Genomic DNA, 19,863 nt, shown 5'->3' with positions numbered 1-19,863 from the left:
GAATTCAGACTTCGTTGCAGACGGCAACTACGCCTGGGAATTCTGGTACCAGTTCCAAGTCACCGACAACATCTCTGTGACTCCTGCGATCTACTACCTCAGCCGCCCTTATGGCGATCTGACTGATGGTGGTAACCGTGCCTTCGGTGGAAACCGTGGCGATGACACCTTCAACAACTTCGGTGGACTTCTGAAGACCACCTTCAAGTTCTGATCACTTAAAGATTGATCCCTCTTTTGAGGGATCTTCCTTGTTGATCGTTGTTATTTCTCTCATATTGCTTATGCAGTATGAGAGTTTTTTATTGATATTTAGGGGTTAATGTAATTTTTGAGGCTTGGTTCTTAGTTGTAAAAGCGCTTTTGACACGGTTTCTGTTGATGGTTTTGACCTCTGCTCTTGGCCTTATGGGCGGTCATCTGATTGGATAAAAGCATGCCAATTGCTCCTGATATCACCCATCTGGTGGGTCGTACTCCGCTTGTACGTCTTAACCGCCTCCCAGAGCGCAGTGGGTGTCTGGCTGAATTGGTGGCAAAGCTGGAAAGCTTCAATCCCACGGCTTCGGTGAAGGATCGGATTGCCGGTTCGATGGTTCTGGCTGCTGAACAAGCTGGAACCATCGCTCCAGGACGGACCGTGCTAGTTGAGCCCACCAGTGGAAACACGGGAATCGCTTTGGCGATGGTTGCAGCAGCTCGGGGCTACCGCTTAATCCTTACCATGCCCGACACCATGAGCACCGAGCGCCGCGCCATGCTCCGGGCCTACGGGGCTGAGTTGCAGCTCACCCCAGGGAATGAAGGAATGCAAGGGGCGTTAGATCTCGCTAAAGAGCTTGTCTGCGAGATTCCCGAGGCTTATCTGTTGCAGCAGTTCAATAATCCTGCAAATCCAGCGGTCCATGCGGCTACGACAGCAGAAGAGATCTGGAGTGATACAGGCGGTGAACTTGATGCCTTTGTGGCTGGAGTCGGGACGGGTGGCACGATCACAGGCTGTGCCAGGTTTCTCAAACAGCGCAATCCTGATCTAAAAGTGTTTGCGGTAGAACCGGCAGCCAGTCCTGTCTTGGCGGGTGGAGCCCCGGGCCCCCATCGCATTCAGGGCATTGGTGCTGGTTTTGTTCCTTCTGTCTTTGATCCAAGCTTGATTGATGAAATCCTTGGGGTGAGTGATCAAGAAGCGATGGACGTGGGGCGCCGTTTGGCCCGGGAAGAAGGCCTGCTCTCCGGGGTCAGTAGTGGAGCCGCTGTGGCGGCTGCTCTCCAACTTGGCCAAAGACCTGAGATGGCAGGGAAACGAATCGTTGTGATTCTTGCCAGCTTCGGTGAGCGTTATCTGTCCACACCGATGTTCAGTGCTTCGGCTGCTCCAACGGCGTGGCGGGATGGTCAGCTTTGAGCCATTGTCCCCAGCTTGAGGCCAAAGGTGGTGATCCTTATGTGGTGCTCGGGGTGAGTCGCAGCGCCACTGCGGCTGAAATCAAGGCGGCGTATCGCCAACTTGTGAAGAGGCATCATCCCGATGCGGGTGGAGATGCCGAACGAATCCTTGTTTTGAATGCCGCCTGGGAGTTGCTTGGCGATCGCGAGCGACGGCGTGCCTTTGACCAGCAAGGGTCTCCTAGGGCTGTAGAGAAAGACGAAGCACGCCGCCGTGGTGTCAGAAATGCTCGAGCGAGTCAGGCTGCTCGTCGTGCCTCTGGGCATGGTGCCGCTGAAGATGATGCCCTAGCGAATTGGTTGAAGAAGGTGTACACACCGATTGATCGCATGCTCGGACAGGTGATCAATCCCTTTGCCAGCGAATTGCGTGAGTTATCGGCAGATCCCTATGACGACCGTTTGATGGAAGGTTTCTGTCATTACCTGGAGCAAAGTCGCAGCAAACTAGACAAGGTGAAAGATCTCTTCCAATCCCTCCCTACGCCCTCATCGGCAAAGGGATTCGGGCTGAGTCTTTATCACTGTCTGTCGGAGGTAGAAGATGCGATTGGCGAATTGGAGCGCTACACGATGGGCTACGTGGATGGTTATCTCCACGATGGTCGTGAGATGTTGCGAGAAGCCAGGCAAAGGCGCAAGCGTCTTCAGGAGGAACGTCGCCGCTTGGAGATCGGTTGATGAAGTCTTGGCAATTTCGGGGGGTGCTGACTTGGATTTGGCCCCTCTCGATCGTGCTTGAACAGCACCTGATTTGGTGAGTCTGGTGAGATCTCTGCTGTGTTGGGTGGGGTGCTCTGGAGGTTGCCAGAGGCAGTGCAGTCACTCCCTCCGGCCGTGCGTGCTGTGGAGAATTTCCTCAACAGTCAGGAAAACACTTCCAATTGAGAGAGCTTCAGCCAGACGTCTGGAACAGGACGCCTCCAGCGCACTTGTCCGTACTCTCCTTTTACCAAAAGAAGTTCTCCCGGTCCCTCAAAAATGTATTCGGGTGGTCTGGGATCACTGGCTGATGCCTCGACGCTTCCCAGATAGGACGAGCGGTTGACGCGAACCAGCGCCCCCTTTTTGAGCGTCGCCGCTGGTTTGGTGGTTGGGGTGGACTCAGCGGATGGTTCAGCCATGGAGAGACGATCAATCGAAACCAGGCTAAAACCTCCCTACCAACAAGGCTGATGTTTGTCCCACCCTCTTGCCTTGTATTTAGTGGCCTTTGGAGGGCTGCTGCTCGTATCAGTCCTTCTTGACGATCTTGCCGCGCGTATCAGGGTCCCCGGCATCCTCATGGTGCTGGTTTTGGGCCTGCTGATTGAAAACCACATGGGCGTGGTGGGAGGCCAGCAAATCACTCTGCTGAACCTCAATCAAGCGCAGCAGATCAGTCAGGCCGCCCTGGTGCTCGTGCTTTTTTTTGGTGGTCTCACCACCAATTGGTCTGCGGTTCGCGGTGTGATCAAGCCTGCTGCGCGTTTGGCCACGGTTGGAGTGGTCATCACAGCGGCCTTGATTGGATGGGCTGGATTCGGACTGAGCGCAGCCAGTGGTGTTGGAACGAATCCAACAACCCTGCCGCGGGTTCTATTTATCGGAGCCATGGTGGCAAGTACGGACGCCTCTGCCGTTTTGGTCCTTCTCCGTCCCTTGGCTGGTCGATTGCCAAAGCGATTGATTGATTTGATCGAGTGTGAGTCGGGTTTCAACGATCCAATGGCTGTTGTTTTGGCTGGATTGGCGTTGGCTCTAGCCGGTGGAGATGGCGTTGCTGCTGGGGTATTGGTCACAGATGTTGTCCGCCAGTTTGTGCTCGGGATCTTGCTGGGGTTCATCGGCGGCACCCTCACCCTCCAACTGCTTGGAACGCGTCTCACCCTTAACCATGCCGCCATGCTCCCGGTCGTGAGCTTGGCGTTGCTGATGGTCTTAACCGGTGGAACCTTGTTGCTGGGTGGGAGCCCATTGCTTGCGGCCTATGTGGCGGGCTTAGTGCTTGGGAATGGCCCAACCCTGGATCGAACGGCGCTTGCTGAGGCCCATTCCAGTTACGCGAAAATGGCGGAGCTTTTGCTGTTCTTGTGCATGGGGCTTGTCGTTGCCCCGCAGGATGTGGTGTACGCCTCTGGTTGGGCTTTTGTTCTCTTTCTGTTGATGCAGGCGGTGAGATTCCTGATGGTGCATGCCTTGCTTTGGCATACCACCTTCACCAGGTATGAACGAATTTTCGTGAGCTGCGCGGGATTGCGTGGAGCGGTTCCAATCGCACTGGCCATCGATGCCTGGTCGTCTGGCATTCCTTGGGGGGCGTCGATGCCTCCTCTTGCCCTTGCCGTTGTGCTTTATGGCCTTTTTATTCAGGGCTTTGCGCTTGTTCCGTTGGCTGAACGCATGAATCTCACGCTGCCCTCTCGGCAACATGATCCGGACGCTGCTGCCTAGCCTCTCAAAGCAGACAAGATGGATCCACCATGCGACTTTTGCTGATCGGATGCACCGGACTGGTCGGTCGTGCCTTGGTTCCCATGCTTCAAAGCGCTGGGCACGATCTCACCATCGTGAGTCGTCGGTCAGCTCCGGCCGGACTTCCTCCTCGTTGCCTCAAAGGCTTGTCGTGGGTGCAGTGCAATCCAGCCGATTCGAGCAGTTGGGCGCCATCGAGTCCGCTGCAGCAGGCACTGGCGCAAGCGCAAGGGGTTGTGAACTTGGCAGGGGAACCGATTGCAGAGAAGCGTTGGACTTCAACGCATCTTCAATTGCTAGAAGACAGTCGCCTGCAAACCACTCGCCAGCTTGTGAAGGCGATGAGGGATTTGGCCCAGCCTCCCAACGTGTTGATCAACGCTTCGGCTGTTGGGTATTACGGAACTAGTGCAGACCAGTGTTTTGAAGAATCCAGCCCTTGTGGCAACGATGTGCTCGCTGGGCTGTGCCAACGCTGGGAAGCGGCAGCGGCGGACAAGCCTGACGCCACGCGATTGGTGGTATTGCGCATCGGGATCGTGCTGGCGGCCGATGGAGGTGCGCTGGGCAAAATGCTGCCGATCTTCCGGATCGGTTTCGGTGGACCGATTGGAACAGGTCGTCAGTGGATGAGCTGGATTGAGCGCAGCGACCTTTGTCGGATGATCCTTGCTGCTGTGGAGAACGATGCTTGGTCGGGGGCCGTGAATGCCGTGGCTCCAACGCCGGTCACGATGGCCACATTTTCGGCAAGTCTGGGTCGTTGTTTGGGGCGTCCAAGCCTGCTGCCGGTCCCCGGCCCACTCTTGAAATTGTTGCTTGGCGATGGAGCGAGGGTGGTGCTGGAAGGACAGCGGGTCCAGTCAGCACGTCAAGCTGCGTTGGACTTCAGCTGTCGTTTCTCTGAGCTGCCTGCTGCATTCGACGCTGCCACCAGCTCCACAGCCCGTTGATCAGGGCGGCTGCCATCAGGACTCCAATCGCTGGGGTGAAAAGGGGGTCCCAGAGTCGCTGAAATTGCTGCATGGGCGCTTTGAGGCCTTGTCCGTCCGCGATGACGGCCAGGGCAAACCAAACCGCACCTCCCAAGACCAGAAACACATCCACAACGAGGAGCCGATCCAGCCAGCGTTTCCAAGGGGGTTCAAGGCTTTTTGATGTCATCTAGCTCTTTTCCAGCAGCCCACTGATCCAGTCAGCCATTTTGCTGCCTCCGCCTTGGGGGCCCAATCGTTGCATCGCTTGTTCCCGACAATCACGACGAAGGTCTGGGTCATTCACGCTTCGTTCCAGCAGTTCGACCGCCAGTTTGGCTGTTGCTTTTAGACGTTGCTCTCCTTCATCAGGGGCCGCAGCACAAAAAACGGTTGGACCGAGCAACCGTCGCTGAGCTTCCGCGAAGCCAGCGGTGAATTGGGGGCCTTGGCCAGGGAGTTGCAGCACTGGCTTGGCCATGCCCACGGCTTGCTCAGCCGCGGTGCCGGCCATACATAGCAAGAGGTCTGAGCCGAGAAGCACGGAGTTAAAACCCTGTCGTCTCACCTGAATCTGCCGCCCGTCCTTCTCCAAGCGTGCTGGGGAGCTGCCTTGCTCCCGAACAAGAGACCAGCCATGGGACTGGGCAAGGTTGTGCAAGGGGTCATCTCCGAGCGCTCCAACGAGTGCTAGATCGATTTCAAGCTCTCCAGGCCTGTGCTGCGAGAGCGGGATCTGGTCGATCACGCCCAGAAGCAGCAGCAGATTGTGTTCCAGCTCTGGTCGACGGCTGCCGGGCAAGAGTCCCAGACGTCTTTTGGCGTAGGGAAGGCGCTGGCTAGGGCTCAACACAGAATCCATAAAAGGATTTCCCACGAACACCACCTCGCGCTTCAGCTGTTCGCTGAGATCCAAGGCTGTGAGGGCATCGCGACTGAACACCGCTTTAAACCGCTGAGACTTGAGGCAGCTTCCGCAGGGCCATGGCAGTCTCAATCGACCCTCGTAATGACTGGAGTAAGCCACCAGATACGTCGCCACTGGCCGGTGGCAGAGCCATGCCGCCATCACGGGGATGACATCCCCGATCACCACCACCAAGTCATAACGGCCTGCGTTGCGCAGCAACCTCAGCAGGCGGCTCAGAAGATAGATCACCTGACCCTGGATCAGCTCCGTGAGGCGCCCTCGAAAGGTTGTGTAGCCAAGCCCACCCGTACTGAATTCACGCGTACGACCCACCAGCGGGATCGCCACTTCGCTGTAGGGATTGCCGCGACCCACCAGGGGCAGCGCTTCCACGGAGTGCCCTTGCGCTTTCAAGGCTTGTCCAAGCAAAGCACCCGAGAGGTCTTCGCCATGACCATTGCTTAAAAGCAGCAGCCGAGCCACGTCAGAGCTCCAACCAACTCTTCACTTTGAGAAGGGCGGGCCAGTCCGGCCGACGTTTAAAGCCATCATTGATCGACTCTTTCAGCTCATCTCCCATTTCGGGAGCAACCGCTAAGACCTGCTGCACGACAGCAATTTGATCACGAACGCCCTTCGCTTTGGTTTCCAGCATGGCCAGGGTCAGATTGATCCGAGCCTGAGGATCCTGACCATTGAGCTTCACCGCCAACCGAGCAGAACGCAACGCATCGTCTGGCCTATCGCAGAGCAACAGAAGCCAAGCCAAGCAAGTCCAGCCAGACGACTGCCGGGGTGCGGCTTCGGTGATCGCGACAAAATCATCGATCAACTCTGCCGCTGGTGCTCCACTTTGATAACGGGCCATCGCCTGCTCGAAGAGGCTGGATTCCTGAGATTCCTGGGACTCCATTGCTGATTCTGATTCTCTGGAAATTGTCATCAGATTCCCACGCGGTGTCGCTCAGACCGCAAAGGAGCTCCCGCATCCACAGGTTTGGGTGGCATTGGGATTGGTGAAATTGAACCCACCCCCAATCAGGGCTGTGCTGAAATCCAGCTGCATGCCATAGATGTAAAGCAGGCTTTTGGGGTCACAGACCACCCGAAAGGCGGCACCCGAGGGGGCGGCATAGTCGTAAACCTCATCGCCATCCTCAATCTCAGAGGAGGGCACAAAGTCCATGGTGTAGCTCATGCCGCTGCAACCGCCAGAGCGCACACCAACACGAAGGATTTGCTCATCTCCTTGCTCTCGGCAGAGCTTCGAGAGTTGAAGCATTGCTGGATCCGTGATCTGAATGCCTTTTCCACCTTTGGCTGTGTGGGTCGCAGTACTGGGGGTGGAGGTGGTCATGGGTCAAGAGTCCAGCTGGCCTGTCGTCACTGTATTGAACCCGCGCGTCTCTTGCTTAAAGCAGTTAAGGCGTTCGGATTCATAGAGTCATTGAATTCTTGGTAGAAGCGCTGGTGCAGGTCGCGATTGTGGGCTCAGGACTGGCCGGCCTAGCCGCTGCCGTCGACCTCGTGGACGCAGGTCACAAGGTGGATCTGTACGAAGCGCGTCCGTTCATGGGCGGCAAAGTCGGCAGCTGGGTGGATGAAAACGACAATCACATCGAGATGGGATTGCATGTGTTCTTTTTCAATTACGCCAATCTCTTTGCCCTCATGCGCAAGGTGGGTGCGATTGATAACTTGCTGCCAAAAGATCACACGCACCTGTTTGTGAATAGCGGCGGTGATCTGCGGGAACTTGATTTTCGTTTCCCGATTGGTGCTCCGTTCAATGGACTCAAGGCTTTTTTCACGACTCCGCAGCTGACCTGGATCGACAAGTTGCGTAATGCATTGGCCTTAGGCACCAGTCCAATCGTGCGTGGCCTTGTGGATTACGAAGGGGCGATGCGCACGATTCGTGCCCTGGATTCCGTGAGTTTCCAGACTTGGTTTGTCAGCCATGGCGGGAGCTTGGAGAGCATTCGCAGGATGTGGAATCCGATTGCTTACGCCTTGGGTTTTATCGATTGCGAAGCCATTTCGGCGCGCTGCATGTTGACCATTTTCATGATGTTTGCCTCCAAAACAGAGGCTTCAAAACTCAATTTGCTGAAAGGTTCGCCGCATCGCTGGCTCACGGGGCCGATTTTGGAATACATCCAGGAACGAGGCGCCACGTTGCATCTTCGCCACCGCGTGAAGGAGGTGCATTACGAGGAGGGTGAGACTCCGAAGGTGACCTCCCTCACCCTGAGCACTCCCGAGGGTGAGTGCAATGTTCAGGCGGATGTGTACTTGGCGGCCTGTGATGTTCCAGGGATCCAGCGCCTTCTCCCCGATGCATGGCGCAAGCATGAGCAATTCGATGCCATTCATCGCTTGGAAGCTGTTCCGGTCGCCACGGTGCAGTTGCGCTACGACGGATGGGTGACGGAACTGGCGGAAGGAGATATGGCAGACACGCGCCGGAAGGATCTGTCCCATCCCATTGGTTTGAACAATTTGCTCTATACCGCTGACGCAGACTTCAGTTGTTTTGCGGATTTGGCATTGGCGAGTCCTGAGGACTACCGAAAGCCAGGAGAAGGATCGTTGCTGCAGTGCGTCCTGACCCCAGGCGACCCTTGGATTCCAAAATCAGTGAATGACATCGTTGCCCACACCGATGCTCAGGTGCGCAAACTCTTCCCATCAGCGCAGCACTTGAACCTCACCTGGAGCAATGTTGTGAAGTTGGCTCAGTCTTTGTATCGAGAGGCCCCTGGAATGGAGCCCTATCGCCCTGATCAACGCACACCTGTCTGCAATTTTTTCCTTGCTGGTAGTTACACCCGACAGGACTACATCGATTCCATGGAGGGAGCCACGATGAGTGGTCATCTTGCTGCTGCAGCCATTCTTGGCACGTCGGCAAAGTTGGCCACAAACGCCGCGGTGGCCTGAACCGATGGGACGTTGGCTCGACCACACGGTAACCACCGAAGTGCAAGCACCTGTCGATCAGGTGTGGACTGTTTGGAGTGATCTCGAAGCGATGCCTCGCTGGATGCGCTGGATTGAATCCGTCAAGACCCGAGAAGACCCGGACCTAACGGATTGGACTTTGGCAGCCCAAGGTTTTCGTTTTCAATGGAAAGCGCGGATCACCAGCCGCATTGAACAGCAGCAATTGCTGTGGGAATCGGTGGGGGGACTCCCCACCAAAGGTGGCGTTCGCTTCTATCAAGAGCAGCCAGAGCTCACAGCTGTGAAGCTGAGCGTGAGCTACGAACTTCCTGGAGTCTTGGCACCGTTGATGGAACCGAGCATCCTGGGAGGGATCGTTACCAAGGAGCTCCAGGCAAACCTTGATCGTTTTAGGGATTTGGTGGAAAGCGGTTACTCACCACGGTCGGAGCCTTGAGTTGGGTCAAGTCTCAAGCTTTGCCCTTTCAACGCTGATGTTCGGGGCGCTGATCGTTGGATGTTCCGCTGATCCAACGGATGTCAGCCTATCCAGTGAAGTGAATGCACCCCCCTTGCTGTCCCCTGAGGAGACGGTTGAGCCGTCCCTCCCTCAAACGGCCTTAACCGTCTTACCCAGTGTTGATGAGGTGCTCGTCTCCGTTCCAGAGGGGCGCACCGATCCCTTTGCCCCTTTCCCCCAACGCACCTCTGGGCCCGATCTCGGTGATGCGGGAGATCAGGACTGGAAGGTCCTTGGTGTGCTCTCTGTGGCTGATCAATTGCGTGCACTGATCAGCACGACTGAGGGATCGGGAGTGGTGTGTCTGGGGGCAGGAGGCCGTTGCCCTGGCGAGGCTCAGCAGCTTTTCCCGATGGACGTTGAGGTGCAAACCATCAACATCCGTACGGGCTGCCTAACCGTGCTTCAGGCCGGGCGATCTCAGCGGGTTTGCATCACCTGAAGGCAGGCTTGGGTCAAACCATCGAGATCATGGGGGTTGGCTTCCTGGTCGACCCGTCCGAAATGTTCAAGGCAATGTCGGCTGGTCTGGGGGCCAATCGAGACCAGGGCTACGGAGCGCATGGCTCGAGCTGCTAGTTCAGCTCCCAATCTTTGCTTTAGCAGTGCCGCTGTATGGAGCACGGTTTTCCCACTGCTGAATGTGATGGCATCCACCTCCCCTGAGGCCAAGGCTGTGGCCGTCGTGTCGGGGATGTCGGCTGGACAGCGGGATTCGTAGGCAGGCACCTCTACCACCCTGGCGCCCGCCTCTCCAAAGGCTTCAGCGAGCAGCGTGCGGCCACCACTTTGCACTCTTGGCAGCAGGAGTCTTAGTCCCCAACCTGAAACAGGAAAGTGTTCGATCAGGCTGTCTGCTACGAAATCTGGTGGCACGAAATCAGCGGGGGCTCCCAGTTGCTCCAGAAGGCGTGCGGTTTTGCGTCCAACAGCAGCAATACGGAGCCCGGCAGGCCTACACCCCAAGCTGCTTCCCTGTAGCCGCAGACGTTCATCAACGGCTTGCACCCCATTGGCACTGGAGAAGACCACCCAGTGGAACTCATCCAATTCAGCCAGGGCATCATCCAAAGGTCCCCATTCATCGGGAGGGCCGATTTCCAAAGCTGGTAGGTCGAGCACCCTGGCACCCTGTTGTTCCAAAAGTTTCCGGGCTTCCCCCAGTTGTTCACGAGCCCTGGTGACGACGATGGTGCGCCCCTGCAGACCGGGACTGCTTCCGGCAATCATGCATTCACCTCATTCAGTTTCACCAGTCCACTTACCTGCTGTTCCAAGGCTTTTGCCTGGTCTCCTTTCCCCTGGCTGTTGAGCAGGGCGATCGCCGTTCGGAACGATGCTCTCGCCCCGTCGATGTCTCCACCGACGAGCCTTGCAACAGCAAGGTTCTGATGGCATTCGGCATGGCTGGGTTCCAGGCTGATCGCTCGTTCATAGGACTGCAACGCGTCCTTGATCTCACCCTTGCGGCGTTGCATCAGCCCCAGGTTGTACCAGGCAAGGGCCACTTCTGGAGCGCGTTGGCATGCCGTTTTGGTGAGTTGGATGGCCTCATCGAGCTTGTTGGTTTGCAACAGCAGGGCGGCCAAATTCAACCTGGCGCCAAGGCCAAGACGGACGTCCAAAGCTTGCGCTAGGGCTTGTTTGTAGAACGCGATGGCCTGGTCGGTGTCCTCCGCGCTCAGGGCAATGCCCAGATGGAGCAACAGCTCGTAGCGTTCTGCAGCGTGCTCTTCACCTTCGCCAAGGTTGGCAAGCCCTTCGCGCAACAGGGCGATGCCTTGAACCCGATCCCCATCTGCCACCTCGAGGGCCCCGAGCTTGGCGCACGCGTAGGGATGTCCTGGCTCCTGTTCCAGCCATTCCTGCATGGACCGGCGGAGACGGTCAGCCTTATCCGTTCCTTGCAGTAGCTCTGGCCGGTAACCGTCGTGAAGCAGGGCTGGTTCTGGGCAGTCGGCGATCCGCCAGTGGGGTTCGTCCTTGAGCAGCTCGCGCACACTGTCATCCACCATCGAGTGATACGGGCGGCTCCAGCGAATGCGGGGATGGCGGCGGAACAGGCGACTCACGCTGGAATAAGGGGCCATGGCAGCACCCTGCTCATGGCGCAACAGGTTGATCACCAGCACATCAGGTTGGGCCATGAGCGCCTTGAGAGCAGGAATCGCTTCAGCTCTTAGGGATTCATCCGCATCAAGCACGAGCACCCAGTCGCCTGTCACAAATTCCAGGGCGGCATTGCGAGCTGGAGCGAAATCGCCTGGCCAAGGCAACTGTTCGACCCGTGCACCTGCCGCCTTCGCAATGGCAATGGTCTGATCGGTCGAGCCCGTGTCAACGATGACCATTTCATCGGCGAAGGCTTTTACGGAGTCCAGGCAGGCTCCTAGCCGCTCTTGCTCGTTGCGCACGATCATGGAGAGGCTGAGCATGGTCTTGGGCACAACTGGGGCAGAGGCTAGGCGCGTTCAGTCGGTGAATTCGTTGATGGCAAACCTTGATGGCGCTGAAGCGGGATCCGGTTTCAGGCGATGTTGCTTCAACTCTTGAAGCAACTGTTGAAGCAACTCTTGCTGTGCGTCAGGCATTTGCCCAGGGCTGTAAGCCGCTGGAATGGATCTCGGCAGCAGGGCGCTCAGTGCCTCCCAGACGTAGGGGCTTCCGTACACCGCCAAGCCGAAAAGTCGGTTCAAGCCAATCAGCTGTTTGATGGCATCAGTCCAGGGCTCCCGAGCGCTGCGGTTGGCTTGAAAGGGATTGCCTCGGACAAATAATTGCAGGAGTAGAGGCCCTTTCCCGAGGCGATCGAGCGCCAGCGGGGCTGCTGGATCCGCTGGATTCGCCCACGGGGAAATGCCGAGGGGATGGCTGACGAGGGATTGGAAGCCGAGGGCTTTGGGAAGAAGGATGGCAGGTGCATCGGCAGGGAGCACCGGGCAGGGAAGAACACCATCCACCCGGATCAGGTTGATGACCTCGATGGGGTTGGCCTGGGTTGACCCGTTGGGCTGAGTTGACGCCTTGGCGGTTGGAGAGTTGGAGATCTCCAGTGACTGGGTAACGAGCTCCAGCGTGAGGGCTCTTTCTTCTGCTGTTTCGATCCTGTGGTCGTTGTTGTTCGAATCGAGCGCCGCCGGGATCGACTGCACAGCAGCCTGGCGGCGATTGAGCGAGTCGTGAAGACGGGCCATGGGTACGCGACCGGAAAGCAGCGCATCGCAGAGAGCGTCGATGGCGGCCACGGCATCGGCCGGCATCAAGATCAAGTCAGCACCTGCGGCGAATGCCAGCACTGCGGCTTCGCCTGCTCCGTAGCGAGCCGCGATGGCCTCCATCAACAAGGCATCGGTGACCACAAGGCCCTTAAAGCCGAGATCATCCCGTAACAGCCTGGTGAGCACATTGGCGGAGAGGGTGGCCGGCCACTGTTCATCCAATGCCGGAATCAGTAGATGGGCTGTCATCACACTGCTGACTCCCGCCTGGATCAGGGTGCGAAACGGCTGAAGTTCAAGGCTCTCTAGTCGTTCGCGACTGTGTTGCAGCAGAGGAAGTTCCAGGTGGGAATCGCTGGCGGTGTCGCCATGCCCAGGGAAATGCTTGGCGCACCCCAAGACGCCTGTTGTCGCCAGTCCACGCTGAAAAGCTCCGGTTAACTCCCCCACGGTGTCTGGATCTTCGCCCCATGCCCGCACGTTGATGACCGGGTTGTCGGGGTTGTTGTTGACATCGCAAACCGGTGCCAGGACCCAATTCAGCCCGCAGCGTTTTGCCTGATTGCCGCAACAACGTCCGTAGTTTTCAGCCAGTTCTACGGCCTGTCTGGGAGCTCTGCGATGGAGCCGTCCGAGCGCCATCGGCGGCACGAGCCAGCTGGCTCCCTCAAACCGTTGGCCCACGCCTTCTTCAACGTCGGCGCATAACAGAATCGGTTGCCCAGCCCAGCGCTGAAAGGTGCGGCAGCGCTGTTGCAATTCTGTGGCTGTTCCACCGAGCAGGATCACGCCCCCGACCCCAGCGCCTAGGAGCTGCTCAAGCTCCTGATTGCTGAGTTCCCAGTGCGGGTATCGCCGTTGTCTGTCTGTGGCATGACCGCTGGCGCGCACCACCAACAATCGGGCGACGGCCTCTCGGAGCTCGCCCTGACCGAGCTCACCAGCATTCATGGATTCTCCGGGAGTTCGGTTCCTTCCGGGACATCTCCTCGTTCATCCCGCTCCCGTTCGAGTTCCCCAAGCAAATGGAGCACGCTGGTGCCTTTCTCAATTCCAAGATCGAGTTTGAACACGATCTCAGGGGCGCGGCGCATTTGCAGACGACGGCCAAGCTCCCCACGAAGGAATCCTCGAGCGGCCTCTAGGCCATCCATGACTTCGTCTTTTTGCGCCTGTTCGCCGAAGACACTCACGAAAATTCGACAATGTTGGAGGTCTCCGCTGACCTCCACCTCGGTGATGCTGACCATGCCTTGATGGACCCGTTCGTCACGGATCCCATTGATCAGCAGCTCGCTGGTTTCCTTGCGGATTAAGGCGGCAACCCGTTCAACTCGACGTCCCTGGGCCATCGTCAGCTCAGTGGTGCTGTTGAGGTCACCATGGCACGGAGCACCAGCCCAAGGGTGATGAAACCACTGATCAAGGCCCCGATCAGAGCCACTGCCGTGACGGGATTGCTGCGCCGCTGAGCCAGGGGCTCGGCAACGGAATTAAGGACTCCAAGACTGAAGGCAATGAGATAGCGCGGGTAACGCGTCACATTGACGAAAAACTCTTTCATCTTCAGTTATTGCAGCGTATTTGGGATGATTTGAAGGGACAAGACATTTGTGGTGCCAAAAGACGATGCAGCTAGGGGACCGCACAATTGTTCGCAAAAGGAAATGCCTATTGAGAATGAAATAATTCTATTTGGGCCATTTTAATTGGGTGTGAGTTTGCTTGCAACTACTAAGTCTTTGGGGCAACCGCTCTGTTCGTCCGCAACCTGTCAGAGTAATTTCTGACAATTCTCTTGAAGGTTGCTTGACATTGTCAAGGATGCAATGTAAAGTATAAGAGATTTATTGTGGAAAAAGCTGTGTTTAATGCTTTGGGTGGTAGAAAAAGTGAAAGGCTTAATCCATTAAGTGATCGCTTTGCTGATCGGCTCGAATCTTCTGCTTTAGAGTCTGTTTCGCGGGACTCCCTTAGCTGCGCATGCTCTATATGCAAAGGAGAAATCCCTGGCTCGTCAAGTATACTTGAATCAACTTCAAGTTTAGACCCTAATGCGTTGGTAAGTGCATCTTTTGGAGATATTACGAAAGATTATATTGATTGGAACCCAGAAGATGGTAATACTACCTTAACTTATACAGTATTTGATAGGGAATCAGAAAATTTCTTTTTTACTTCGCTTGAGCAAACAGCTCAAGAGGAAGCTCTAATTGATGAAACTTTTACTGAAGTGGATGCGCTTATTGAACTTGATTTTGAAGAATCTGAATTTATACTTAATTCTGAAATTGTAGTTATTAAGGTTGATAGATATATTGGATGGGGAAGTCCCGGCATCGTTGGTCAAGTCGTAGAGGGTCCGAATCGTTGGTTCGTTCTTTGGAAAGATACAGGAAACGCTGAATTTGATTCGAATACTATAGTCCATGAAATCGGTCATTCTTTAGGCTTAAGTCATCCGAATGAGGCTCCAAATAATCCTTTGTGGAACACAGTAGAGGATACAGTAATGTCTTATAATTCTTTTGCTGGAGAGTGGGGAGATGAGTTCACCGATGTGGACTTGGCAGCATTAACAGAAATATGGGGCGTTGAGACAAGTCTTGTTTGAGCCGTGAAGCTACTTGCAATTGCAATTCTTTTAAATGATATGAATAGAACTTATTGGGCAATATTGGGTTATGCTCGCTAATGTTTAACGCCCAATAAATTAGTTGTAACTTTTAATTTTTATGATATATCCTGATGTGCTTGGGTGGAGTTTTGGGTTTTATTTTTTAGAGAGCGTTCTGGACTCGCGTTTGTTTTTGTTTCGCTCATTGTGCTCGTCAGGTTTTTGCTCCAGTATTGATATTCTGAAAAACAATTTTAATTGCGTCTTGCAACCTATAAGCCTAACGTTTGGGGTGAGGTTGAATCGCTCTAGATGTTTTTCAATGCTCATGTGTTAATTGGGCTGTCGTGAAAATGAGGCATGATTTTGCATTCTTTGGGATTAAATAGCTATCCTGCGTATTTGTGATAAGACGGTCATGCTGGAGCTGCATCAATTCCGTCACTCCGCCTTCTGCCTCAAGGTGCGGATGGCGTTGCACGTAAAAGGTTTGAGCTTTCGAGAAGTGGAAGTCACGCCTGGAATCGGTCAATTAGCCGTGTTCCGTTTGTCAGGGCAAAGGCAAGTTCCGGTGCTCGTGGATGGCGACACGGTGGTGGCAGATTCCAGCGCGATTTGTCGTTATTTGGAGGAGTTGCAGCCCGAATCGCCCTTCTTCCCGAAGGATCGCCGCGCTGTGGCCCAAGTTCATTTGATCGAAGATTGGGCCGATACAACCTTGGCTGGATCCGTCCGCGCGGCTCTGCTTCAGGCCGCTGTGGATGACCCAGATTTGCGTGCGGCCCTTTTGCCTGATGACGTACCGGGCCCGATTCGGCAGGTGATGACCGGCGTTCCCACGGGTTGGCTCAGTGGAGTGAACGAGCTGTTTGGCCAGGAGGAGCGTTCCGCCATGCTCCACAACTTGATTGCGATTGCGGATGGACTCACGGCGGACAGCGTCTTGGTTGGCGATTCCCTCAGCCTGGCTGATTTGGCCGTAGCGGCGCAGCTATCCCTGTTGCGCTTCCCCGCTTCATCAGGCCCCCAATTGGCTGGCCGCGGGGTCGCTGGTCTCAGTGATCATCCCCGCCTTCAACCATTGTTTGAGTGGCGCGATCGGCTGGATGCTCGCCTGCTTCAGCAGGATCCTGCAGCCGTGTGAGCGTGAGCTTGTAACGGCTTGGTCGTTGCACAAACGATTCGCTGGTTTCCCCTGGAGCTGGATAGGTCTGTTGCCATTGCTCCCCGCAGATTCGACTGATGATTTCAGCGCTTGGCTCGTTGGGGCATGCCCGATAGCGACTCAGGGTTTCAATTCTGCTGAGCCTTGGGGCCCTTGCCCCATGCATCACCTGGAGAACAAGCTCATCACTCAGAAAGGCTGCGGCGTTGATCGATGTTTGTTCCCTGCCGATCACCGTCGTTTCCAGCAGGCGATCGTCGCTGAGTCGAGCGAGCTGACGGTTCACTTGCTGAGGGGCTTGCTCCACGCTAATCATTTGCTTGCCTAAGAGGGCCTGACCAATCGCTTTGGCATTAAACGGTCGATTCCCCACCACCTCGTTCTGCGGATTGAGCTGAAACTGGGCCAGATGCTGCAAGGGGGGCAAGTGTTCGTCCACCTTGCCGTTCGCCAAAAGATCCAGACTTTCCACCTCCCAAAGCCCTGCAAACCAATCCGGATATACCAGGTCCTGGTTGGCGCGTGGCCGCGGCAGAGGAGCAGGATCCGACCAGGCTGGCCAATCCTTGAGGCGGGCTTCGAGCTGCTGATGGTTTTGGGTGTTGTCCGCTAGGGCTGGTGTTGCTGGTCCAGCGAGAAGAAGCACGGCCATGATCAGTTCCAGCAGTGGCCGCGTCATGTCCGATCCCCTCATCCGTGCTTGTGATCACTATGTGGTGCTTGAGCCGGGCAAGCCAGAACGACTGCTCAGTTCCGACGACACCCTGACATGGCTGACGGATCAGCTGGACAACATGTCAGTGCTACCCAGTGATTTGCGTGCGTTTGGATCGTCATCTGCCGCCGCAGAAAGGCTCTTGGACACAGCCTGCGATCTCGAGCTAGCTCCAGGGTTCAATCTTCAGTGGTTTGCCGTGCGCCTGGAGCCTGGAACATGAGCTCATGGGGTTTGAGAATGCCAGGGATGGCCTCAAGGATTCGATCTGTCACAGCGTTGACCGTCTCGTCGCCCACCGTGATCCGAAGATCGGCCTCGGCGTAAAGAGGGGTACGAGCTTCCAGGAGCGCGTCTAAAGCCGCTTCAGGATTTTGATCTTGAAGCAGAGGCCTGGCTCCTGGGTCTGCGAGGAGACGCGCCAGGAGTTGGTCCCGTCCAGGGGCAAGCCAGATCACGATCCCTTGATGCAGAACGCCCCAGTTTTCTGGCTGCGTGATCACACCACCACCGGTCGCAACCACGAGCGAATGGCGTTCGCCAATGGCTTGCAGGACCTGACTTTCGAGTGCTCGGAAGCCTGGCTCTCCCTCTGTCTCAAAGATTTGGGGGATCGGGCGGCCAGCCAGCGCTTCCACGACGCCGTCGGCGTCAACGAAGCCGTAGCCCAGGCGTTGGGCTAGGGGGCGCCCCGTGCTGCTTTTCCCACTCCCCATCATTCCGATCAGGTACAGGTTCCGGCCGCCCAAACGGGCTTTCAAAGGATGGGGTGTCGTGGTCGCGCCGTCAGCCATCGGTTCGGCAGGTGGGAGAACTCACTAGGATGATCGCTGGTCAGACCACGTCATGACTGATGCCATCACGACGGCACCGCACGGCCAAGGTCGTGGCTGTGTCATCACCCGCCGAGCCTGTTTTAGCTCCAGCCACCGTTATTGGTTGCCGGAATTAAGTGCTGACGACAACGCAGCCCGTTTTGGATCCTGTGCGATCGCCCCTGGCCATGGACACAATTACGAACTCATTGTGTCCATGGCCGGTGGCCTTGACGCCAATGGCATGGTGCTGAACCTCTCTGATGTGAAGCATGCGATTCGTTCGGAAGTCACCGAACAACTCGATTTTCGCTTCCTCAATGAGGCTTGGCCAGAATTCGATGTGACCAATCCGGAGGGTTGCCTGCCAACCACCGAAGCTTTGGTTCGGATCATCTGGTCTCGGTTGGCCAATCAGCTGCCGCTCGTGGCGCTGCGCCTTTATGAATCATCAGGCCTGTGGGCCGACTATCTCGGACAAACCATGGACGCCTATCTCACCATCCGCACTCATTTCGCTGCTGCGCACCGTCTGGCAAGACCAGAGTTGAGCCAAGAGGAGAACGAACAGATTTACGGCAAATGTGCCCGTCCCCATGGCCACGGCCACAACTACTTGGTGGATGTCACGGTGCGCGGAAGCATCGACCCCCGCACGGGGATGGTCTGCGACCTAGCGGCGCTTCAACGTCTCGTCAGTGACCTCGTTGTGGAGCCTTTCGATCACACCTTCCTCAACAAGGACGTCGCCCATTTCGCCGATTGTGTTCCGACGGCTGAAAACATTGCCCTGCATATCGTTGATCGACTGAGCACCCCCGTTCGCGCCATTGGCGCTCAGTTGCACAAGGTGCGACTTCAGGAAAGCCCCAACAACGCTGCAGAGGTGTACGCCGAAGCTCCTGCGCTCAATGCGATGCCCGAAGCGATGCACTCTGCCGTTAACGGCTGAGGCTGTTTCCACGTGCAGCGACCATCGGTTCGTCTGGTGCTAGCCGTCAGTTTGGATGGGCGGCTTGCTCCTGCGTCTGGAGGGGCTGCTCAGCTCGGCGGTGCTGGCGATCGGCACGTCCTTGAACAGGCTTTGGCTTGGGCCGATGCGGTTCTGATCGGTGCAGGAACGCTGCGGGCCCATCGCTGCACCTGTTTGATTCATGAACCACAGCTTCTGGCGCAGCGCAAGCAAGAGGGCAGGCCGTTACAGCCAACGGCGCTGGTGGTGAGTCGCCGTCCAGACTTTGGTCTGGAGTGGCCGTTTTTTCAACAAGCGCTTGAGCGTCAGCTCTTGACCCCAGAGCGGATCTCCGTGGATGGTTTCTCCGCCATTCATCGCTTGCAACCATCCTGGGAGACCACCCTGGTGGAGCTTGCGGCATTGGGCTTTCATCGCCTCGTTCTTCTTGGAGGAGCGGGCCTCTGCGCATCCCTTCTGGAAGCCGATCAAGTGGATGAGCTGCAGCTGACTCTGAGCCCATGCCTGCTGGGAGGTCGGTTCAGCTGGATTCCGTCTGAAGGATGCAGCATGCCATTGGCTTTATCGCAGCCCGATGCTTGGACGCTGTTATCGGCCGATCGACTGAGCGGAAATGAGCTGTTGGTTCGTTATGGACGCAGCCGCTGAAAAAGCTCGCTGAGCGGGACCTTCTCTAGGTCGGTTGCCTGGAGTCCCAGCAGCGACGCCAGGCAGCGTTTGATCACCACTTCGGCGTCATCTCCAATGCGCCCTGACAAGAGTTCGCTGATCACACCCAACTCTCTGCCAGCGCGACTGGTTTCACGGATCAGGCATTCACTGACGGGCTTGGCTAGCGCCTGACACGACTGCTCTCCCATGCGGCTGAATGGTTCAAGGTCGAGTTCAGCCTCTTTAAGGGCTTGTTTCGCGAGTTGCTGACATTGATCAGCAAGCTGGCTCTCAAGTTTTGGACGCATCATTTGCAGCAATGGCTGCAGTAGCCCTGCTTGGACGGCACTTTCGCTCAGCATCAAGCTGAGCGCCAACAGCGTGAACACCACCTGCTGTTTTCCTGGCGTCGAACGGTTCACGGCAGGTTGGCAAAAACTGGCTTGCGTTCAGTGTGAC

The 19,863-nt window shown here is 56.4% G+C and carries 26 protein-coding genes; 13 read left to right on the top strand and 13 right to left on the bottom strand.

The genetic code is table 11. The features are described from left to right. From SYN8016DRAFT_RS11465 to SYN8016DRAFT_RS11455, 3 genes are all read left to right on the top strand, one after another. Positions 1-214 (top strand): carbohydrate porin (locus SYN8016DRAFT_RS11465; protein ID WP_006854580.1); only part of this gene is annotated, 214 nt, incomplete at its 5' end. 222 nt (positions 215-436) lie between these two features. Beyond that, complete coding sequence (cysK, locus tag SYN8016DRAFT_RS11460) at positions 437-1,405, top strand: cysteine synthase A (protein ID WP_006854579.1); 969 nt, start codon at positions 437-439, stop codon at positions 1,403-1,405. Then, a complete protein-coding gene (locus tag SYN8016DRAFT_RS11455; RefSeq protein ID WP_050802750.1) occupies positions 1,402-2,127 on the top strand; it encodes a J domain-containing protein in 726 nt (241 codons plus the stop codon). Before cysK ends, SYN8016DRAFT_RS11455 begins: the two co-directional genes overlap by 4 nt. 185 nt (positions 2,128-2,312) lie before the next feature. On the opposite strand, the gene SYN8016DRAFT_RS11450 is transcribed toward SYN8016DRAFT_RS11455, so the two are convergent. Further along, positions 2,313-2,570, bottom strand: a complete 258-nt coding sequence (locus SYN8016DRAFT_RS11450) for an NAD(P)H-quinone oxidoreductase subunit O (protein ID WP_006854577.1) — start codon at positions 2,568-2,570, stop codon at positions 2,313-2,315. A 55-nt stretch (positions 2,571-2,625) separates the two neighbouring features. Between SYN8016DRAFT_RS11450 and SYN8016DRAFT_RS11445 the strand changes: the two genes are divergently transcribed. Beyond that, positions 2,626-3,879: a cation:proton antiporter gene (locus SYN8016DRAFT_RS11445; RefSeq protein WP_038014574.1), complete on the top strand. Its 1,254-nt coding sequence runs from the start codon at positions 2,626-2,628 to the stop codon at positions 3,877-3,879. 29 nt (positions 3,880-3,908) lie between these two features. Further along, positions 3,909-4,853, top strand: a complete 945-nt coding sequence (locus tag SYN8016DRAFT_RS11440) for a TIGR01777 family oxidoreductase (RefSeq protein ID WP_006854575.1) — start codon at positions 3,909-3,911, stop codon at positions 4,851-4,853. Here SYN8016DRAFT_RS11440 and SYN8016DRAFT_RS11435 read toward each other — a convergent pair. The 4 genes from SYN8016DRAFT_RS11435 to SYN8016DRAFT_RS11420 are packed head-to-tail and all read right to left on the bottom strand — an operon-like array spanning position 4,789 to position 7,141. Then, entirely contained in the window at positions 4,789-5,064 is a 276-nt protein-coding gene (locus SYN8016DRAFT_RS11435; RefSeq protein WP_006854574.1) for a hypothetical protein, read from the bottom strand. The genes SYN8016DRAFT_RS11440 and SYN8016DRAFT_RS11435 overlap by 65 nt on opposite strands. Then, on the bottom strand, positions 5,065-6,267 hold the full coding sequence (locus SYN8016DRAFT_RS11430; protein ID WP_006854573.1) for a lipid-A-disaccharide synthase-related protein: 1,203 nt from the start codon (positions 6,265-6,267) through the stop codon (positions 5,065-5,067). Between the two features lies 1 nt (position 6,268). Beyond that, positions 6,269-6,697: a hypothetical protein gene (locus SYN8016DRAFT_RS11425; RefSeq protein WP_006854572.1), complete on the bottom strand. Its 429-nt coding sequence runs from the start codon at positions 6,695-6,697 to the stop codon at positions 6,269-6,271. 51 nt (positions 6,698-6,748) lie between these two features. Further along, entirely contained in the window at positions 6,749-7,141 is a 393-nt protein-coding gene (locus tag SYN8016DRAFT_RS11420; RefSeq protein WP_006854571.1) for an iron-sulfur cluster assembly accessory protein, read from the bottom strand. Between the two features lie 113 nt (positions 7,142-7,254). Between SYN8016DRAFT_RS11420 and zds the strand changes: the two genes are divergently transcribed. The 3 genes from zds to SYN8016DRAFT_RS11405 are packed head-to-tail and all read left to right on the top strand — an operon-like array spanning position 7,255 to position 9,692. After that, positions 7,255-8,727 (top strand): 9,9'-di-cis-zeta-carotene desaturase, encoded by a 1,473-nt coding sequence (zds, locus tag SYN8016DRAFT_RS11415; protein WP_006854570.1) that lies wholly within the window; start codon positions 7,255-7,257, stop codon positions 8,725-8,727. A 4-nt stretch (positions 8,728-8,731) separates the two neighbouring features. After that, on the top strand, positions 8,732-9,187 hold the full coding sequence (locus SYN8016DRAFT_RS11410; protein WP_006854569.1) for an SRPBCC family protein: 456 nt from the start codon (positions 8,732-8,734) through the stop codon (positions 9,185-9,187). A 1-nt stretch (position 9,188) separates the two neighbouring features. After that, a complete protein-coding gene (locus SYN8016DRAFT_RS11405) occupies positions 9,189-9,692 on the top strand; it encodes a hypothetical protein (RefSeq protein ID WP_253909862.1) in 504 nt (167 codons plus the stop codon). Here the strand turns inward: SYN8016DRAFT_RS11405 and SYN8016DRAFT_RS11400 are convergent. From SYN8016DRAFT_RS11400 to SYN8016DRAFT_RS11380, 5 genes are read right to left on the bottom strand one after another with little or no spacing between them, the layout of a single operon-like run. After that, positions 9,671-10,480, bottom strand: coding sequence for a uroporphyrinogen-III synthase (locus SYN8016DRAFT_RS11400; RefSeq protein ID WP_006854567.1), 810 nt, complete (start codon positions 10,478-10,480; stop codon positions 9,671-9,673). The two genes, SYN8016DRAFT_RS11405 and SYN8016DRAFT_RS11400, sit on opposite strands and share 22 nt — an antisense overlap. Next, the gene (locus SYN8016DRAFT_RS11395) at positions 10,477-11,685 is read right to left on the bottom strand and encodes a glycosyltransferase family 2 protein (RefSeq protein ID WP_006854566.1); all 1,209 of its coding nucleotides are present in this window, start codon (positions 11,683-11,685) and stop codon (positions 10,477-10,479) included. The genes SYN8016DRAFT_RS11400 and SYN8016DRAFT_RS11395 overlap by 4 nt, the downstream gene beginning before the upstream one ends. A gap of 36 nt (positions 11,686-11,721) precedes the next feature. Next, on the bottom strand, positions 11,722-13,419 hold the full coding sequence (locus tag SYN8016DRAFT_RS11390) for a glycoside hydrolase family 3 N-terminal domain-containing protein (RefSeq protein ID WP_006854565.1): 1,698 nt from the start codon (positions 13,417-13,419) through the stop codon (positions 11,722-11,724). Next, positions 13,416-13,820, bottom strand: coding sequence for a 30S ribosome-binding factor RbfA (rbfA, locus tag SYN8016DRAFT_RS11385; protein WP_006854564.1), 405 nt, complete (start codon positions 13,818-13,820; stop codon positions 13,416-13,418). The genes SYN8016DRAFT_RS11390 and rbfA overlap by 4 nt, the downstream gene beginning before the upstream one ends. Before the next feature lie 2 nt (positions 13,821-13,822). Next, entirely contained in the window at positions 13,823-14,032 is a 210-nt protein-coding gene (locus tag SYN8016DRAFT_RS11380) for a DUF751 family protein (protein ID WP_006854563.1), read from the bottom strand. A gap of 288 nt (positions 14,033-14,320) precedes the next feature. Here SYN8016DRAFT_RS11380 and SYN8016DRAFT_RS11375 point away from each other — a divergent pair, with 288 nt between their 5' ends. Both SYN8016DRAFT_RS11375 and SYN8016DRAFT_RS11370 read left to right on the top strand, forming a co-directional pair. Further along, positions 14,321-15,082 carry a zinc-dependent metalloprotease family protein gene (locus SYN8016DRAFT_RS11375; RefSeq protein WP_006854562.1) on the top strand — a complete coding sequence of 254 codons (762 nt, stop codon included), beginning with the start codon at positions 14,321-14,323 and terminating at the stop codon, positions 15,080-15,082. Positions 15,083-15,503: 421 nt separating this feature from the next. Further along, positions 15,504-16,229 carry a glutathione S-transferase family protein gene (locus SYN8016DRAFT_RS11370; RefSeq protein ID WP_006854561.1) on the top strand — a complete coding sequence of 242 codons (726 nt, stop codon included), beginning with the start codon at positions 15,504-15,506 and terminating at the stop codon, positions 16,227-16,229. Here SYN8016DRAFT_RS11370 and SYN8016DRAFT_RS11365 read toward each other — a convergent pair. After that, entirely contained in the window at positions 16,141-16,902 is a 762-nt protein-coding gene (locus SYN8016DRAFT_RS11365; RefSeq protein ID WP_006854560.1) for a DUF6816 family protein, read from the bottom strand. The two genes, SYN8016DRAFT_RS11370 and SYN8016DRAFT_RS11365, sit on opposite strands and share 89 nt — an antisense overlap. 25 nt (positions 16,903-16,927) lie before the next feature. Between SYN8016DRAFT_RS11365 and SYN8016DRAFT_RS11360 the strand changes: the two genes are divergently transcribed. After that, the gene (locus SYN8016DRAFT_RS11360) at positions 16,928-17,188 is read left to right on the top strand and encodes a chlororespiratory reduction protein 7 (protein WP_006854559.1); all 261 of its coding nucleotides are present in this window, start codon (positions 16,928-16,930) and stop codon (positions 17,186-17,188) included. On the opposite strand, the gene SYN8016DRAFT_RS11355 is transcribed toward SYN8016DRAFT_RS11360, so the two are convergent. Beyond that, positions 17,145-17,759 carry a shikimate kinase gene (locus SYN8016DRAFT_RS11355; protein ID WP_006854558.1) on the bottom strand — a complete coding sequence of 205 codons (615 nt, stop codon included), beginning with the start codon at positions 17,757-17,759 and terminating at the stop codon, positions 17,145-17,147. The genes SYN8016DRAFT_RS11360 and SYN8016DRAFT_RS11355 overlap by 44 nt on opposite strands. A gap of 52 nt (positions 17,760-17,811) precedes the next feature. Between SYN8016DRAFT_RS11355 and SYN8016DRAFT_RS11350 the strand changes: the two genes are divergently transcribed. Both SYN8016DRAFT_RS11350 and SYN8016DRAFT_RS11345 read left to right on the top strand, forming a co-directional pair. After that, positions 17,812-18,732 (top strand): 6-carboxytetrahydropterin synthase, encoded by a 921-nt coding sequence (locus SYN8016DRAFT_RS11350; protein ID WP_006854557.1) that lies wholly within the window; start codon positions 17,812-17,814, stop codon positions 18,730-18,732. A gap of 12 nt (positions 18,733-18,744) precedes the next feature. Further along, the gene (locus tag SYN8016DRAFT_RS11345) at positions 18,745-19,401 is read left to right on the top strand and encodes a dihydrofolate reductase family protein (protein WP_006854556.1); all 657 of its coding nucleotides are present in this window, start codon (positions 18,745-18,747) and stop codon (positions 19,399-19,401) included. Here SYN8016DRAFT_RS11345 and SYN8016DRAFT_RS11340 read toward each other — a convergent pair. Further along, entirely contained in the window at positions 19,383-19,826 is a 444-nt protein-coding gene (locus SYN8016DRAFT_RS11340) for a hypothetical protein (RefSeq protein WP_006854555.1), read from the bottom strand. The genes SYN8016DRAFT_RS11345 and SYN8016DRAFT_RS11340 overlap by 19 nt on opposite strands. Between the last annotated feature and the right edge of the window lie 37 nt (positions 19,827-19,863).

Source organism: Synechococcus sp. WH 8016 (assembly GCF_000230675.1).
Classification (GTDB): domain Bacteria; phylum Cyanobacteriota; class Cyanobacteriia; order PCC-6307; family Cyanobiaceae; genus Synechococcus_C.
This window is presented reverse-complemented; position numbering and strand designations above follow the sequence as displayed.